Source organism: Escherichia sp. E4385, assembly GCF_963883145.1.
Taxonomy (GTDB): domain Bacteria; phylum Pseudomonadota; class Gammaproteobacteria; order Enterobacterales; family Enterobacteriaceae; genus Escherichia.
Window position 1 is genome coordinate 473546 of the sequence record NZ_CAWOOJ010000013.1, and the last position, 15819, is coordinate 489364.

Consider the following 15819-nt stretch of genomic DNA (forward strand, 5'->3'; position numbering starts at 1 on the left):
TGCTCTGACAACTCAATTTCAGGAGCCTTTATGAATCCACAATTGTTACGCGTAACAAATCGAATCATTGAACGTTCGCGCGAGACTCGCTCTGCTTACCTCGCCCGGATCGAACAAGCGAAAACTTCGACCGTTCATCGTTCGCAGTTGGCATGCGGTAACCTGGCTCACGGTTTCGCAGCTTGCCAGCCAGAAGACAAAGCCTCCCTGAAAAGCATGTTGCGTAACAATATCGCTATCATCACCTCCTACAACGACATGCTCTCCGCTCACCAGCCTTATGAACATTATCCAGAGATTATTCGTAAAGCACTGCATGAAGCTAATGCGGTTGGCCAGGTTGCGGGTGGTGTTCCGGCGATGTGTGATGGTGTCACCCAGGGGCAGGATGGTATGGAACTGTCTCTGTTAAGCCGCGAAGTGATTGCGATGTCTGCGGCGGTGGGGCTGTCCCATAACATGTTTGATGGCGCGCTGTTCCTCGGCGTGTGCGATAAGATTGTCCCGGGGCTGACGATGGCCGCGCTGTCGTTCGGTCATCTGCCTGCGGTATTTGTGCCGTCAGGTCCGATGGCAAGCGGGTTGCCAAATAAAGAAAAAGTGCGCATTCGCCAGCTTTATGCCGAAGGGAAGGTGGATCGAATGGCACTGCTGGAGTCAGAGGCTGCGTCTTATCATGCCCCTGGTACATGTACTTTCTACGGTACTGCCAACACCAACCAGATGGTGGTGGAGTTTATGGGGATGCAGTTGCCGGGCTCTTCTTTTGTTCATCCAGACTCCCCGTTACGTGATGCATTAACCGCAGCCGCTGCGCGCCAGGTTACACGCATGACTGGCAACGGTAATGAATGGATGCCGATCGGTAAGATGATCGACGAGAAAGTGGTGGTGAACGGTATTGTTGCGCTGTTGGCGACCGGTGGCTCCACTAACCACACGATGCACCTGGTGGCGATGGCGCGAGCGGCCGGTATTCAGATCAACTGGGATGACTTCTCTGATCTTTCTGATGTCGTACCTCTGATGGCACGTTTGTATCCAAACGGTCCGGCCGATATTAACCACTTCCAGGCGGCGGGTGGTGTACCGGTTCTGGTGCGTGAGCTGCTCAAGGCTGGCCTGTTGCATGAAGATGTCAATACGGTGGCGGGCTTTGGTCTTTCGCGCTATACCCTCGAACCATGGCTGAATAACGGCGAGCTGGACTGGCGCGAAGGTGCAGACAAATCGCTCGACAGCAATGTGATTGCTTCCTTTGAACAACCTTTCTCGCATCATGGCGGGACAAAAGTGTTAAGCGGCAACCTGGGCCGTGCCGTCATGAAAACCTCTGCAGTGCCGGTTGAAAACCAGGTGATTGAAGCGCCTGCTGTTGTTTTTGAGAGCCAGCATGACGTTATGCCTGCTTTTGAAGCGGGTATGCTGGACCGTGATTGTGTGGTTGTTGTCCGCCATCAGGGGCCAAAAGCGAACGGAATGCCAGAATTACATAAACTCATGCCGCCACTTGGTGTATTATTGGACCGGCGTTTCAAAATTGCGTTAGTTACCGATGGACGACTCTCTGGTGCTTCAGGTAAAGTGCCGTCAGCTATCCACGTAACACCAGAAGCCTACGATGGTGGGCTGCTGGCAAAAGTGCGCGATGGGGACATCATTCGTGTGAATGGACAGACAGGCGAACTGACGCTGCTGGTAGACGAAGCTGAACTGGCTGCTCGCGAACCGCACATTCCTGACCTGAGCGCGTCACGCGTGGGAACAGGACGTGAATTATTCAGCGCCTTGCGCGAAAAACTGTCCGGTGCCGAACAGGGCGCAACCTGTATCACTTTTTAAGACGACAAAATTTGTAATCAGGCGAGAGAAAACTCTGATGAAAAACTGGAAAACAAGTGCAGAATCAATCCTGACCACCGGCCCGGTTGTACCGGTTATCGTGGTAAATAAACTGGAACACGCGGTGCCAATGGCAAAAGCGTTGGTTGCTGGTGGGGTGCGCGTTCTGGAAGTGACTCTGCGTACGGCGTGTGCAGTTGATGCTATCCGCGCTATCGCCAAAGAAGTGCCGGAAGCGATTGTAGGTGCCGGTACGGTGCTGAATCCGCAGCAACTGGCAGAAGTGACTGAAGCGGGGGCTCAGTTCGCAATCAGCCCAGGTCTGACTGAACCACTGCTGAAAGCGGCGACAGAAGGGACTATTCCTCTGATTCCAGGTATCAGCACTGTTTCCGAACTGATGCTGGGTATGGACTACGGCCTGAAAGAGTTCAAATTCTTCCCGGCAGAAGCTAATGGCGGCGTGAAAGCACTGCAGGCAATTGCGGGTCCGTTCTCTCAGGTTCGTTTCTGCCCGACTGGTGGTATTTCTCCGGCTAACTACCGTGATTACCTGGCGCTGAAAAGCGTACTGTGCATTGGTGGTTCCTGGCTGGTTCCGGCAGATGCGCTGGAAGCGGGCGATTACGACCGCATTACTAAGCTGGCGCGTGAAGCAGTAGAAGGCGCGAAGCTGTAACAGTCAAAATGCCCGATCGTGAATCGGGCATTTTTGTCGCGTTTTTGCCAGATTTAACCTTGTACTTTTACCTGTGCGGCGGCGTGCTTCGCGCGTTCAATCGCTTCATCAACACTTTCTGCTGTAGCCAGCGCAACCCCCAGACGACGGCTACCATCAATTTCCGGCTTACCAAATAAACGAATCTGCAAACCTGCGCCAACGGCCTCCTGCACGTTGTCAAACGTGACATTCTGGCTGGTCAGTTGCGGCAGGATAACGGCTGAAGCAGCAGGGCCGTACTGACGAATCCCGCCCACCGGCAGTCCCAGGAAAGCACGCACATGCAGGGCAAACTCAGAAAGATCCTGAGAAATTAACGTCACCATCCCGGTGTCATGCGGGCGAGGGGAGACTTCACTAAAAATCACCTCATCCCCACAGACAAACAACTCGACACCAAACAGCCCATAACCACCCAGTGCAAGCACCACCTTGCGGGCAATCTCCTGCGCACGTTCGAGGGCCAGTGGGCTCATTTGCTGCGGTTGCCAGGATTCACGATAGTCACCATCTTCCTGGCGATGACCTACAGGCGCACAGAAATGAACACCATCCACCGCGCTGACGGTCAGCAGGGTAATTTCGAAATCAAACTTAACGACGCCTTCAACAATCACGCGACCCGCTCCGGCGCGACCACCTTGCTGGGCGTACTCCCATGCCTGAGCCAGTTGTTCGGCAGAGCGAATAAACGTCTGCCCCTTGCCGGAAGAGCTCATCACCGGTTTAACAATGCAAGGATAGCCAATGGCGGCGACCGCCTCGCGGAAAAGGTCTTCGCTATCAGCGAAACGATAAGTTGAAGTGGGAAGCTGAAGCTCTTCCGCAGCCAGACGACGAATACCTTCGCGGTTCATCGTCAATTGTGTTGCACGCGCGCAGGGGACAACATTTAGCCCTTCCTCTTCAAGCTGGATCAGCATATCGGTAGCAATAGCTTCGATCTCCGGCACGATATAATGTGGTTTTTCCAGTTCAACAACACGGCGCAATGCGTCGCCATCCAGCATATTAATGACATGGGCGCGATGCGCGACATGCATGGCGGGCGCGTCGGCATAGCGATCGACCGCAATCACCTCTACGCCGAGGCGTTGGCATTCGATAGCCACTTCTTTACCCAGTTCACCGGAGCCCAATAACATCACGCGAGTTGCTGCCGGACGCAGCGCAGTGCCTAATAACGTCATAACGAATATCCCCTGATTAATTCCGCGTGAAGTATAAACGAAAACGTTTGCGCATGTCTTTATTGCTTGATTGCTTGCGTTGATTTCTCGACTGAAAAGCAATATACTGTATAAAATTACAGTTATGGTGAGAGGCTGCAAATGGCGGTTGAAATTAAATACGTAGTCATTCGTGAGGGCGAAGAGAAGATGTCGTTTACCAGCAAAAAGGAAGCCGATGCTTATGACAAAATGCTCGATACAGCGGATCTACTCGACACATGGTTGGCGAATTCTCCGGTGACAATGGAAGACGAGCAGCGTGAGGCGCTTTCTTTGTGGTTGGCGGAACAGAAAGATGTGCTTAGTACCATTCTGAAAACCGGTAAATTACCTTCTCCCCAGGTGGTCGATACTGACACGGATGGGGAAGGTGAAACCCACGCCGCCTGAAGCAACTTGCGCTCCTGATAATTTGTACCATGCTTTCTCCTGAATCATTGTGCTATGGAGAAAAACATGAAAAAAAGAGGAGCGTTGTTGGGGCTGTTGTTGGTTTCCGCCTGTACATCAGTTTTCGCTGCCAATAACGAAACCAGCAAGTCGGTAACTTTCCCCAAATGTGAAGGTTTAGATGCAGCCGGAATCGCTGCGAGTGTAAAACGTGATTATCAGCAAAACCGCGTGGCGCGCTGGGCAGACGATCAAAAAATCGTCGGTCAGGCCGATCCGGTGGCGTGGGTTAGTTTGCAGGACATTCAGGGGAAAGATGATAAATGGTCGGTACCGCTGACCGTGCGTGGTAAAAGTGCCGATATTCATTATCTGGTTAATGTGGATTGTAAAGCGGGAATGGCGGAATATCAGCGGCGCTAATGGCTTCTGATAATTCGGCTGACCGTTGGCGGATGCGGCGCGAGCGCCTTATCCGCCCAACAATGTACCAGCCCCTACAAGCCTGATAAGAAGCGCCAGGTTCGCATCAGGCAATTACAATCAAATCTACAAGTTTCAAATTAATCACATCACCCGGCACCTTACATGACGCGAATTTCTTGTGAGGACTGCCTTCGGTTCTGCTTATTTGCGCATCTTTTGTCTCTATATACATTTTCTGACATCCTCATTCGCTATGCTGTTGCCATTAAAATAGTGAATCGAGGAGTAAATATGGCTAACTGGTTAAATCAACTGCAATCCCTTCTTGGGCAAAGCAGCGCTTCCTCTTCGTCTACAGATCAGGGATTGGGCAAACTTTTAGTACCCGGCGCATTAGGCGGGTTGGCAGGACTGCTGGTTGCCAATAAATCAGCACGTAAACTATTAACGAAATACGGCACAAACGCGTTGCTGGTTGGCGGCGGAGCGGTCGCCGGTACCGTACTGTGGAACAAATACAAAGATAAAATTCGTGCGGCGCATCAGAACGAACCGCAATACGGCACCCAAAGTACGCCGCTGGATGAACGTACAGAACGTTTAATCCTCGCCCTGGTTTTTGCTGCCAAAAGCGATGGTCATATCGATAGTAAAGAACGCGCGGCTATCGACCAGCAATTGCGTGAAGCTGGTGTTGAAGAGCAGGGGCGTGTACTTATCGAACAGGCAATCGAGCAACCATTGGATCCGCAGCGCCTGGCCCAGGGGATTCGCAACGAAGAAGAGGCACTGGAGATCTATTTCCTGAGCTGTGCGGCTATTGATATTGACCATTTTATGGAGCGCAGTTACCTGAATGCACTGGGGGATGCGCTGAAAATTCCCCAGGAAGTCCGTGAAGGAATTGAACGCGATCTCGAACAGCAAAAACGCACTTTGTCTGAATAATATCTCACTCCGTATAGCCTGATATGCCTGTTTATCGGGCTATACAAAACCGCACAGCTATTTGAGCGAATTAATTTTCGCTGGCGACATCCTTTCGATTTTCACACAATTACCTGTCATCATCTATACAATGACCGCCCTGTTTCGCTTGCATCCCGGGTGAGTTTTGCCACCCTTATAAGATGTTTCAACCAGAAAGAACAATAACATGCTACCAAAAGCCGCCCGCATTCCCCATTCCATGACGCTTCATGGCGACACGCGCATCGATAATTACTACTGGCTGCGGGACGACACACGCTCGCAGCCGGAAGTGCTGGATTACCTGCAACAAGAAAATAGCTACGGTCATCAGGTCATGGCGTCGCAACAAGCTTTGCAGGATCGGATATTAAAAGAAATCATTGACCGCATACCGCAAAGAGAAGTCTCTGCACCTTACGTCAAAAATGGCTATCGCTACCGGCAAATTTATGAACCTGGTTGTGAATATGCAATCTACCAGCGTCAGTCGGCGTTCAGTGAAGAGTGGGACGAATGGGAGACTCTGCTCGATGCGAACAAACGGGCGGCGCACAGTGAATTTTATTCAATGGGCGGAATGGCGATTACGCCCGATAACACGATTATGGCACTTGCAGAAGATTTTCTTTCCCGACGCCAGTACGGTATCCGTTTTCGCAATCTGGAAACGGGCAACTGGTATCCCGAACTGTTGGATAACGTGGAACCCAGCTTTGTCTGGGCGAATGACTCCTGGACATTTTATTATGTTCGCAAGCATCCAGTGACGTTGTTGCCGTATCAGGTCTGGCGGCATGCCATTGGCACTCCAGCATCTGAAGACAAACTGATTTACGAAGAAAAAGACGATACCTTTTACGTCAGCCTACATAAAACGACGTCGAAACACTATGTGGTTATTCATCTTGCCAGCGCCACTACCAGTGAAGTTCGGCTGCTGGATGCAGAGCTGGCCGATGCCGAGCCGTTTGTCTTTTTACCGCGTCGCAAAGATCACGAATACAGTCTTGATCACTACCAGCATCGGTTTTATCTGCGCTCCAACCGCAACGGCAAAAATTTTGGCTTATACCGTACCCGTATGCGTGATGAGCAAGAGTGGGAAGAGTTAATCCCACCGCGCGATAACATCATGCTCGAAGGCTTTACGCTGTTTACTGACTGGTTGGTGGTTGAAGAGCGTCAGCGTGGGTTAACCAGTCTGCGGCAAATCAACCGCAAAACGCGGGAGGTTATCGGCATTGCCTTTGATGATCCGGCTTACGTTACCTGGATTGCCTATAACCCGGAACCTGAAACCTCACGAATGCGTTATGGCTATTCCTCCATGACTACGCCAGATACATTGTTTGAACTGGATATGGATACTGGAGAGCGTCGGGTATTAAAACAAACGGAAGTCCCCGGTTTCGATGCGGCGAATTACCGCAGCGAACACTTGTGGATCACTGCCCGTGATGGCGTCGAAGTGCCTGTTTCGCTGGTCTATCATCGCAAGCATTTCCAGAAAGGCCACAACCCGCTGCTGGTGTATGGATATGGCTCTTACGGCGCAAGCATTGATGCCGATTTTAGTTTTAGCCGCCTGAGTTTGTTGGATCGCGGTTTTGTCTACGCCATTGTCCATGTCCGTGGTGGCGGCGAGCTGGGGCAGCAATGGTACGAAGACGGTAAATTCCTGAAAAAGAAAAATACCTTTAATGACTATCTCGATGCCTGCGACGCATTGTTAAAGCTGGGCTACGGTTCACCTTCACTCTGTTATGCGATGGGGGGCAGTGCTGGCGGTATGTTGATGGGCGTTGCAATTAATGAGCGCCCCGAGTTATTCCACGGCGTGATTGCCCAGGTACCATTTGTTGATGTTGTAACAACGATGCTTGATGAGTCGATTCCTCTTACTACCGGCGAATTTGAAGAGTGGGGAAATCCGCAGGATCCGCAATATTATGAGTATATGAAAAGCTACAGCCCGTATGACAATGTCACGGCTCAGGCTTATCCGCATCTGCTGGTAACGACCGGATTACACGATTCACAGGTGCAATACTGGGAACCGGCAAAATGGGTGGCTAAGCTGCGCGAACTTAAAACTGATAACCATCTATTATTGCTTTGTACCGACATGGATTCAGGGCATGGCGGTAAATCCGGACGTTTTAAATCCTACGAAGGTGTGGCGATGGAATATGCTTTTCTGATAGCCCTGGCGCAGGGGACATTACCAGGCCAATCAGCGGGTTAAACACTCTCCAGATAATGCTTCAAGGTTAAACGTAACTCCGGGCTCATACTGTCAAGGTTGTTAAACAACCACCGCAGATAGCCCGGATCGCGCTTTGCAACGTCTGATACGGCTTTACCGCGATACTTGCCAAACGTGAACGTCGTCAACAACGACGGCCGCCCGGTGATATCCGCCATCTGCTCCGCCGTCCAGCCTGATGTGTTCATAATATCGATAAGCAGGGCCGCGGTAATATAACAATCATACAGCGCGCGGTGGTGATGCAGACCCGATGGTGTCTGGACATTCAGCTTGCGCGATTTATACAGTGCCATATTGCTGTACTTGATTCCTGGCCACAAACGACGAGCCAGTTTCATGGTGCAAATCCACTCACCGGGCATTTCTGGCAACACCCGGCGGTCAAAGCTGGCATTGTGGGCGACATACCATTCGCTACCGTAATAGTGCGGGATAACTTCTTCAATCCACGGTTTGTCAGCAACCATGGACTCTGTAATACGGTGAATCGCCATGGCTTGTGGACTGATGGGGCGGTCGGGACGCACCAGGTGGCTCATAGGGTTGACGATTTTCCCGTTAACAACATCAACAGAGGCAATTTCAACGATCCCTCCCTGCAAACCGCAGGTTTCTGTATCGATAATGCGCAACATGGTCATGCTCCAGGAAGAAAACGCCTAGCGTAATGGAATGATATCGCCTTGCCAACCCTGCGAAGAGCGCTGACCAACCAACAAAAGAGAACCGCGATCGGCGCGAACAATAAGACGGCCATGTTCATCCCACAGTGCGCTGTTACCACGGGCGTTCGCCATTAGCACAGCGATGGAGTATTGATGTGAGAAAAACTCTAAGCGTCGGGTCGAAGCCAACAGGTCAGGTTCACCGATGCATTGCCCGGTTGTAAAGAGTGAACAACTCGGGTCCATATCAATACCTTCCGGTTGGCCATCCACTACAGTGATGATTTCGGAACGTTGACCCAGGCATGCACCATGACTTTGATGATAAATTCCTGGCGTTTTCATCCAGGGGGCGAATACTGCAATACCGCGAATAAACCGCTCATTATATTCAACGGGAAGGCCAGCAATAATGGTCATTCGTGAGGTTGTTGCTGCATAACAAAGCGGGTCTAAAAGCGAGAGATCGGGCGGAGACGGAAGCGGACGTCGTTTGTAATCACATCCCAGTAGAGAAAGTGAGGGAAAAACTAAAAGTTCGCACTGGTGCTTGGCGGCAGCCCTCACGAACTCCAGATGATGGGCTACCTGTTCAGTGAGTGAAGCATTACGAGGCTCATATTGTGCTGCTGCAACTTTCCAGTACGACATGATGACTTCCTTTTCATAGTGTCTGCGAATAATGGCGTGTATGAGAAAATACTTATAATTTAGCAGCCACCATGTAAGAAAGCGTAACTTAATATAAGGTTTATTTAAGTTTGGGCTCGTAAGGTAAACGTGACAGATTTACAGAGGCGAGACGGTGGGCGATAAGGCGCTCACGAAACCAGCCACGCAAGTGCTCCGGTTGTTCACGTTCAACCGCTTCAGCAATCACCGGCATATTGTACCGTTCTTTAAATGCCACTCCGGCAGCGGCCAGATCGACATTTACTTTATCCATTTCAGTTTGATCCAGTTTGGCCAGATTCTTCAGCATCGGTGTCTCCTCGTTAATTGCGGGCAAAAGTTACTAAGAGTCAGCCAGGATGGCAAGCCTGAATTGATGATCCTCGACTCTCTCATTAGACAAGGTTATGCTCTGTAAAAAACTCATTACAAAAAGGAATAGATAATATGGTTTCAACTGCGCGTTCTCTTCGTTATACACTGGCAATAATTGCCGGTTCGCTGGCGGCCCCTTCCGTCTGGGCTCATGCGCACCTGACTCACCAGTATCCTGCGGCGAATGCGGCGGTCACCGCTGCCCCACAGGCCATTACTTTAAATTTCTCTGAAGGTATTGAACCTGGATTCAGTGGGGCCAAAATCATCGGCCCGAAGAATGAAAATGTTAAAACATTACCCGCGAAACGTAATGAACAAGACAAAAAGCAATTGGTAGTTCCGCTTGCCGACGCCCTGAATCCCGGAAGTTATACCGTTGACTGGCATGTTGTTTCGGTGGACGGACATAAAACCAAAGGGCAGTACACCTTTACAGTGAAATAAAGCATGCTAGCGCTTACTTGGGTCACACTGCGATTTATCTATTTTATCTCTCTGATGCTGGTTTTTGGCTTCGCGATGTACGGGGCATGGTTGGCACCAGTGACGATTCGTCGATTATTGACGAAGCGTTTTTTGCGTTTACAACAGCACGCAGCCGCATGGAGTTTGATCAGTGCCGCAGCGATGTTCGCCGTTCAGGGGGGGGTGATGGGGGCGGGATGGCCAGATGTCGTTTCGCTGAGCATCTGGCAGTCGGTGTTACAAACGCACTTCGGAGGCGTCTGGATCTGGCAAATCGTTCTCGCTCTCGTTACGTTGACCGTCGTTCTGATGCAACCACGGAATATGTTGCGGTTACTGTTCATGCTGACTACCGCGCAATTTATCCTGATGGCGGGTATGGGACACGCGACATTAAATGAAGGATTAACCGCAAAAATTCATCAGACCAATCATGCCGTACATCTTATCTGTGCTGCAGCATGGTTTGGAGGGCTACTGCCGGTTGTCTGGTGTATGCGGCTGGTGAAAGGGCGCTGGAGACGCCCGGCCATTCATGCGCTGATGCGTTTTTCCTGGTGCGGACATTTTGCTGTCATTGGCGTGCTAGTGAGTGGTGTGCTCAATGCATTACTCATCACGGGATTTCCCCCCACGCTTGCCTCTTACTGGGGCCAGCTCTTATTGCTCAAAGTCATACTGGTTATGATTATGGTGGTTATCGCGCTGGCAAATCGTTATGTTCTGGTCCCGAGAATGCGGCATGATGAAGTCCGGGCTGTTCCCTGGTTTGTATGGATGACTCAACTCGAATGGGCGATAGGCGCGGTGGTACTGGTGATTATCAGCCTGCTAGCGACTCTGGAACCGTTTTGATGGATTACGATAAATGATGAAAAAAAGTATATTGGCGTTTTTGTTGCTCACCAGTTCCACTGCGGCGCTGGCGGCTCCTCAGGTAATTACCGTCAGCCGTTTTGAAATTGGCAAAGACAAATGGGCGTTTAATCGCGAAGAAGTGATGTTGACATGCCGACCAGGTAATGCGCTGTATGTCATTAACCCCAGCACCCTGGTGCAATACCCTTTGAACGATGTTGCGCAAAAAGAGGTTTCCAGTGGGAAGACTAAGGCCCAGCCTATTTCAGTGATCCAGATTGAAGATCCCAACAAACCCGGTGAAAAAATGAGCCTGATGCCATTTATAGAACGAGCTGAAAAACTTTGCTGATTACCTGAATTAGGCTTTTGATTTGCCAAAAAAAACGCCCAGGATCTTTTATCAGATCGGGCGTTTTTTTTACTTTTAAAACGATGATTAAGACGCTTTTTTCTGACCACTTTTCGTGTGGACTGGAAAACCTGGCGTCGTCATCTATTCTTAAAGGGCTAGGCAACTAAGCCTGCATTAATGCCAACTTTTAGCGCACGGCTCTCTCCCAAGAGCCATTTCCCTGGACCGAATACAGGAATCGTATTCGGTCTTTTTTTAATTGTATTTAAAATCAATTGGTTGCAAACGTCTCCCCGAAATTCCCCGAAATTTACTCGAATTTCTGTATTCCGGTCTTTTTTGGTTATATCACAACCAAAATACATTTAACAATCCATTTACGTTAAAATCAGAGCAGTAAGTACGTTTTTTCTCTCTCATCAAGATACATTTTTGTTGTCTTCTCCGATGTGTGGCCAAGTAGACGCTGAGCAAATTCTTCTCCACATGTCTCTTTGTACAATCGTCCAGCCAGACTTCTGATCTCGTGAAAAGTTGGTGGGTTTTCACTGAACTGGATACCTGTTAATTTTCTGGCTGCGACAAATTTTTTTGTCAGGCCATCCGGGTGAATGCTGCCGTCAGGGCTGTTTTTTCTAATCCCGGCACTGATTAGATAATCCCCCCTACTTACCAGGCGGCACCGTTCAACTATTGTACCAAGCCGTAATCCAGCGACCGGAAGGTTGAGTGACAGGGGGATAGCAATCATCATTCCCGTCTTAATTTGCCTGATGTGGAGACGATCATCATAAATATCACTGAACCGCATATTCGTTATGTCTTCGCGACGTTGTCCTGTTACAAGGGCTAAGTCCATAGCTAATGGGAACCATGCCGGAAGTTGGTCTGCTGCCTCCCTGATGCAGTTGTATGTCTTTAGTTTCAGTCGTTCTCTTGTAACTACTATTTTCGGTGCTCTTGTTGGCGTTACTGGATTTTGAGATATACGTCCTTCAACAATGGCCTCGCGGAACATATCAGATAACACAGAACGCATTGATCCTGCCATCGTGTTTTTCCCTCCTTCAATCCACGAATCAAGAAACTCGGCAATATGGCGAGTGGTTATTTCTGTCAGTAAAATCCCTCCCAGTTTTTCTTTTATTGTCTCCAGTTGATTTACCCGAATTTTATAAGTATTTCTGGACACTTTTCTCCTTATAAGAATCGTTTTGTAACGTTCGATCCAGTTTGACATAGTAAATGAATCGCCCCCTTTAAGTTTTTCAATTAAGGCTACAGGAGAGTAGGTTTTGTATATATAATGATTGGCTTCAATTGCCTGTGCTACCGCATCTCTTTTTGAAATTTTACCTAGCGTAAATTCTTCTTTTGTCAGAGGATTGCGCCAGTAGTATGCTTTGTCCCTTCTTCGATATGTTAGGTTTCTAGGCAAATTGGGATCGTATTTTTTCCGCTGCATTTTTTAATTTCTCCAGTAACGGACTGTCTCTCCCTTGCCGACCAGTAGGCTGATGGTTTGTTATATCGGTATCAAACTTATTTGGGTTGATATAGAATGCCTCCGGATCCACCCTGTAACTCCTCCCGTGCAGTTCAGGTGCGGGATAAATATTTCCATTCCTGGCCCACCGTCTCAGCGTTGATATTGATGGTGGGTTATCCGGATATCTGAGTTTCCCCCACGTTTTGAGTGTCACAAGATTCATTGCCATACCTCTTACGATATGACCGCCAGTAAATATACAGAATACTGGCGGGCGTGGTTGATTTTTAATAATCAGCTATGAAGTTTTAATTTGAATACAATGCAATTCACGAGGACTGAAGTTGCTCGCAATTAAAATTTATCAGTTTTACTTTCTGCTCTCTGGAAACGCCTGCTTCTTTTTTACCTGAGAGCATTTTTTCGCATTCTGATTTGGTTAACTTTGTTTTTGAGTACCTTGTCCAGTTGGTAGGAGAACCACCTTCCTTTTCAATAGTGGTGGTAATTTTATACATGAACACCTCCATTATTATTTCCAGTGGTTCGTTTATTCCATCTTTCGAGTGCTTCTTTTTCACTTCCACCATAACCGGTTCGGGATTTGCATCCGTTACACTTCGCTCGGTAATATCCTGAAATGGCTTTCACCGTTACTGATGGACAACCACAAAATGGACATGGTTTGACTTTTGTGTATCGAACTGGTTTTTCTCCTGTGAGCTTTGTGGCTGCGCTCATTTCCATTGCTCCCCAAATACAAAACCAATTTCAGCCAGTGCCTCGTCCATTTTTTCGATGAACTCCGGCACCATCTCGTCAAAACTCGCTATGTACTTTTCATCCCGCTCAACCACGACATAATGCAGGCCTTCACGCTTCATACGAGGGTCATAGTTGGCAAAGTACCAGGCATCTTTTCGCGTCACCCACATGCTGTACTGCACCTGGGCCATGTAAGCCGACTTTATGGCCTCGAAACCACCGAGCCGGAACTTCATAAAATCCCGGGAGGTGAACGGGCATTTCAGCTCAAGGCCGTTGCCGTCACTGCATAAACCATCCGGAGAGCAGGCGGTACGCATACTTTCGTCGCGATAGATGATCGGGGATTCAGTAACATCCACGCCGGAAGTAAACTCAAACAGGGCTCTGGCGTCGTTCTCGTACTGTTTTCCCCAGGCCAGCGCCTTAGCGTTAACTTCAGGAGCCACACCGGTGCAAACCTCGGCAAGCAAGGTGTGGAAGTAGGACATTTTCATGTCTGGCCACTTTTTTCCTGAGCGGGGTTTTGCTATCACGTTGTGAACGTCTGAAGCTGTGATGACACCTAGCCGTAATTTGTGCCACGCATCATCTCCCTGTTCGACAGTTCTCACGTCGATCCCGGTACGCTGCAGGATAATGTCTGGTGTCATGCTGCCACCTTCTGCCCTGCGGCTTTCTGTTTCAGGAATCCAAGAGCTTTTACCGCCTCGGCTTGTGTCAGTTCTGACGATGCGCGAATGTCGCGGCGAAGTATCTGGGAACAGAGCGGCAATAAGTCGTCATCCCATGTTTTATCCAGGGCGATCAGCAGAGTGTTAATCTCCTGCATGGTTTCCTCGTTAACCGGAGTGATGTCGCGTTCCGGTTGATGTTCTGCAGTGCATGCGGTATTTTCGACAATGCGCTCGGCTTCATCCTTGTCATAAATACCAGCAAATCCGAAGGCCAGACGGGCACACTGAATCATGGCTTTATGCCGTAACATCCGTTTGGGATGCGACTGCCACGGTCCGGTGATTTCTTTGCCTTCTCGGGTTTTGAATGGTTCGCGACGGCACTCATCCATCCACTCGGTAACGCAGATCGGATGATTACGGTCCTTGCGGTAAATCCGGCATGTACATGATTCATTGTCCTGCTCAAAGTCCATGCCATCAAACTGCTGGTTTTCATTTATGATGCGGGACCAGCCATCAACGCCCACCACCGGAACAATGCCGTTCTGCTTATCAGGGAAGGCGTAAATCTCTTTCGTCCACGGATTAAGTCCGTACTGGTTGGCGACGATCAGCAGCGCAATGAATTGCGCATCGCTGGCATTACCTTTAAATGCCGTCTGGCGAAGAGTGGCGATCAGTTCCTGCGGGTCGACAGAATCCATGCCGACGCGTTCAGCCAGCTTCCCGGCCAGTGTTGCAAGTGCTGTACTCATTCGTTTTATACCTCTGAATCAATATCAACCTGGTGACGAGCAATGGTTTCAACCATGTACCGGATGTGCTCCGCCACGCGTTCCTGAAATTCAACATCGTTATCAAATGCGCGACTGATTGCCTGTTTGCTGGCACCGTGGCGTTGCAAATGGTCGATGCAGAGCGATTCAAACAGGTGCTGGGGCAGACCTTTTTCCAGGTCGTCCGCCAGTTCCGTTTCTTTTTCTTCGCGAACGATCTTCTGGTAGTGGCGTGACCATGCCAGCTCTTCAATGCGATCAAAAATCGGGCATGTGCTCATCATCCGTTACCCCAAAATTTTCAAGTTTGTTTGCGATCATCATTGCAATATCCGGAATTAATGGCGCTGAGGCTATACCTGCAGGATTCGCACATAAACCGTAAACCGCCGCAATCACCACTTGTCTTTTCCAGTCGAGTTTTTCTAATGATGAAGCTGCTGCTTCGCCAGTTTCATCACTGCAATCGCGATGCGGATCGCTGCCAGCATTCTCATTGTGCGTATGTTCTGTGCCTTCCATTTCCACCGGATCATTTTCCTTAGCTTCAACCTGATTCTCTTCATCGAATGTTTCCTGGTATGTTGCGTCGCCCATCACCGCACCACAGTCAGGGCAGTTATCCCCGCCAGTCTGACCGCAGGCATTGCAGACTATTTCCGGTTCCTGTTGCACTACTGGCTCAGGTTGTTTCACATCCGGGCTGGTTTTTTCCGTTTCTGGCGTGTTTTGTTCCGTTTCTGGCTGGTTCTGGTACACAGAATCGCGAGTCTGGATCCCCTTAACCCATTTCGGATCGTTCGGGTCGCTAATTCCGTCAACAAATTCACCACGTGATGCAGCAAGCAATTTATCGGCATCGAC

The 15819-nt window shown here is 49.5% G+C and carries 20 protein-coding genes and 1 pseudogene; 9 read left to right on the forward strand and 12 right to left on the reverse strand.

Annotation, left to right across the window (positions count from 1 at the left end; all coding sequences use genetic code 11):
- The first annotated feature begins 30 nt into the window (after positions 1-30).
- Positions 31-1842 (forward strand): phosphogluconate dehydratase, encoded by a 1812-nt coding sequence (gene edd, locus AACS80_RS14380; RefSeq protein WP_130208487.1) that lies wholly within the window; start codon positions 31-33, stop codon positions 1840-1842.
- Positions 1843-1879: 37 nt separating this feature from the next.
- On the forward strand, positions 1880-2521 hold the full coding sequence (gene kdgA, locus AACS80_RS14385) for a bifunctional 4-hydroxy-2-oxoglutarate aldolase/2-dehydro-3-deoxy-phosphogluconate aldolase (RefSeq protein ID WP_064529269.1): 642 nt from the start codon (positions 1880-1882) through the stop codon (positions 2519-2521).
- A 53-nt stretch (positions 2522-2574) separates the two neighbouring features.
- Here the strand turns inward: kdgA and purT are convergent, their stop codons facing one another.
- Complete coding sequence (gene purT, locus AACS80_RS14390; protein WP_130208485.1) at positions 2575-3753, reverse strand: formate-dependent phosphoribosylglycinamide formyltransferase; 1179 nt, start codon at positions 3751-3753, stop codon at positions 2575-2577.
- A 141-nt stretch (positions 3754-3894) separates the two neighbouring features.
- On the opposite strand from purT, the gene yebG reads away from it, so the two are divergent.
- From yebG to ptrB, 4 genes are all read left to right on the forward strand, one after another.
- Entirely contained in the window at positions 3895-4185 is a 291-nt protein-coding gene (gene yebG, locus AACS80_RS14395) for a DNA damage-inducible protein YebG (RefSeq protein WP_130208483.1), read from the forward strand.
- Positions 4186-4251: 66 nt separating this feature from the next.
- A complete protein-coding gene (gene yebF / locus AACS80_RS14400; RefSeq protein WP_130208481.1) occupies positions 4252-4608 on the forward strand; it encodes a protein YebF in 357 nt (118 codons plus the stop codon).
- A gap of 294 nt (positions 4609-4902) precedes the next feature.
- On the forward strand, positions 4903-5559 hold the full coding sequence (locus tag AACS80_RS14405; RefSeq protein ID WP_131161129.1) for a tellurite resistance TerB family protein: 657 nt from the start codon (positions 4903-4905) through the stop codon (positions 5557-5559).
- A 208-nt stretch (positions 5560-5767) separates the two neighbouring features.
- Positions 5768-7828, forward strand: a complete 2061-nt coding sequence (gene ptrB / locus AACS80_RS14410) for an oligopeptidase B (RefSeq protein WP_135410081.1) — start codon at positions 5768-5770, stop codon at positions 7826-7828.
- Here the strand turns inward: ptrB and exoX are convergent.
- The 3 genes from exoX to holE all read right to left on the reverse strand — a co-directional run bounded on the left by exoX (position 7825) and on the right by holE (position 9499).
- Positions 7825-8487 (reverse strand): exodeoxyribonuclease X, encoded by a 663-nt coding sequence (exoX, locus tag AACS80_RS14415; protein WP_130208475.1) that lies wholly within the window; start codon positions 8485-8487, stop codon positions 7825-7827. The two genes, ptrB and exoX, sit on opposite strands and share 4 nt — an antisense overlap.
- A gap of 24 nt (positions 8488-8511) precedes the next feature.
- Positions 8512-9168, reverse strand: coding sequence for a carbon-nitrogen hydrolase family protein YobB (gene yobB, locus AACS80_RS14420; RefSeq protein ID WP_135410080.1), 657 nt, complete (start codon positions 9166-9168; stop codon positions 8512-8514).
- Between the two features lie 100 nt (positions 9169-9268).
- On the reverse strand, positions 9269-9499 hold the full coding sequence (holE, locus tag AACS80_RS14425) for a DNA polymerase III subunit theta (RefSeq protein WP_000916758.1): 231 nt from the start codon (positions 9497-9499) through the stop codon (positions 9269-9271).
- A 137-nt stretch (positions 9500-9636) separates the two neighbouring features.
- On the opposite strand from holE, the gene yobA reads away from it, so the two are divergent.
- The 3 genes from yobA to AACS80_RS14440 are packed head-to-tail and all read left to right on the forward strand — an operon-like array spanning position 9637 to position 11242.
- A complete protein-coding gene (gene yobA, locus AACS80_RS14430) occupies positions 9637-10011 on the forward strand; it encodes a CopC domain-containing protein YobA (protein WP_135410079.1) in 375 nt (124 codons plus the stop codon).
- Between the two features lie 3 nt (positions 10012-10014).
- Entirely contained in the window at positions 10015-10887 is an 873-nt protein-coding gene (gene copD / locus AACS80_RS14435) for a copper homeostasis membrane protein CopD (RefSeq protein ID WP_138183841.1), read from the forward strand.
- Between the two features lie 13 nt (positions 10888-10900).
- Complete coding sequence (locus AACS80_RS14440; protein ID WP_130208467.1) at positions 10901-11242, forward strand: YebY family protein; 342 nt, start codon at positions 10901-10903, stop codon at positions 11240-11242.
- A gap of 391 nt (positions 11243-11633) precedes the next feature.
- Here AACS80_RS14440 and AACS80_RS14445 read toward each other — a convergent pair whose 3' ends face one another.
- From AACS80_RS14445 to AACS80_RS14480, 8 genes and pseudogenes are all read right to left on the reverse strand, one after another.
- Positions 11634-12710 (reverse strand): tyrosine-type recombinase/integrase, encoded by a 1077-nt coding sequence (locus AACS80_RS14445; RefSeq protein ID WP_138183842.1) that lies wholly within the window; start codon positions 12708-12710, stop codon positions 11634-11636.
- Entirely contained in the window at positions 12676-12957 is a 282-nt protein-coding gene (locus AACS80_RS14450) for an excisionase (RefSeq protein WP_138183843.1), read from the reverse strand. Before AACS80_RS14450 ends, AACS80_RS14445 begins: the two co-directional genes overlap by 35 nt.
- A 106-nt stretch (positions 12958-13063) precedes the next feature.
- Positions 13064-13252 carry a DUF1187 family protein gene (locus tag AACS80_RS14455; protein WP_138183844.1) on the reverse strand — a complete coding sequence of 63 codons (189 nt, stop codon included), beginning with the start codon at positions 13250-13252 and terminating at the stop codon, positions 13064-13066.
- Positions 13245-13475: a type I toxin-antitoxin system endodeoxyribonuclease toxin RalR gene (gene ralR, locus AACS80_RS14460; RefSeq protein WP_135410076.1), complete on the reverse strand. Its 231-nt coding sequence runs from the start codon at positions 13473-13475 to the stop codon at positions 13245-13247. The genes AACS80_RS14455 and ralR overlap by 8 nt, the downstream gene beginning before the upstream one ends.
- Positions 13472-14152, reverse strand: coding sequence for a lambda exonuclease family protein (locus tag AACS80_RS14465; RefSeq protein ID WP_135410075.1), 681 nt, complete (start codon positions 14150-14152; stop codon positions 13472-13474). Before AACS80_RS14465 ends, ralR begins: the two co-directional genes overlap by 4 nt.
- Entirely contained in the window at positions 14149-14934 is a 786-nt protein-coding gene (gene bet, locus AACS80_RS14470) for a phage recombination protein Bet (protein WP_135410074.1), read from the reverse strand. The genes AACS80_RS14465 and bet overlap by 4 nt, the downstream gene beginning before the upstream one ends.
- A 5-nt stretch (positions 14935-14939) precedes the next feature.
- The gene (locus AACS80_RS14475) at positions 14940-15236 is read right to left on the reverse strand and encodes a host-nuclease inhibitor Gam family protein (protein ID WP_135410213.1); all 297 of its coding nucleotides are present in this window, start codon (positions 15234-15236) and stop codon (positions 14940-14942) included.
- Positions 15214-15819: pseudogene (locus tag AACS80_RS14480) on the reverse strand (RecE family exodeoxyribonuclease); the annotation flags it as partial. The pseudogene AACS80_RS14480 and the gene AACS80_RS14475, both read right to left, overlap by 23 nt.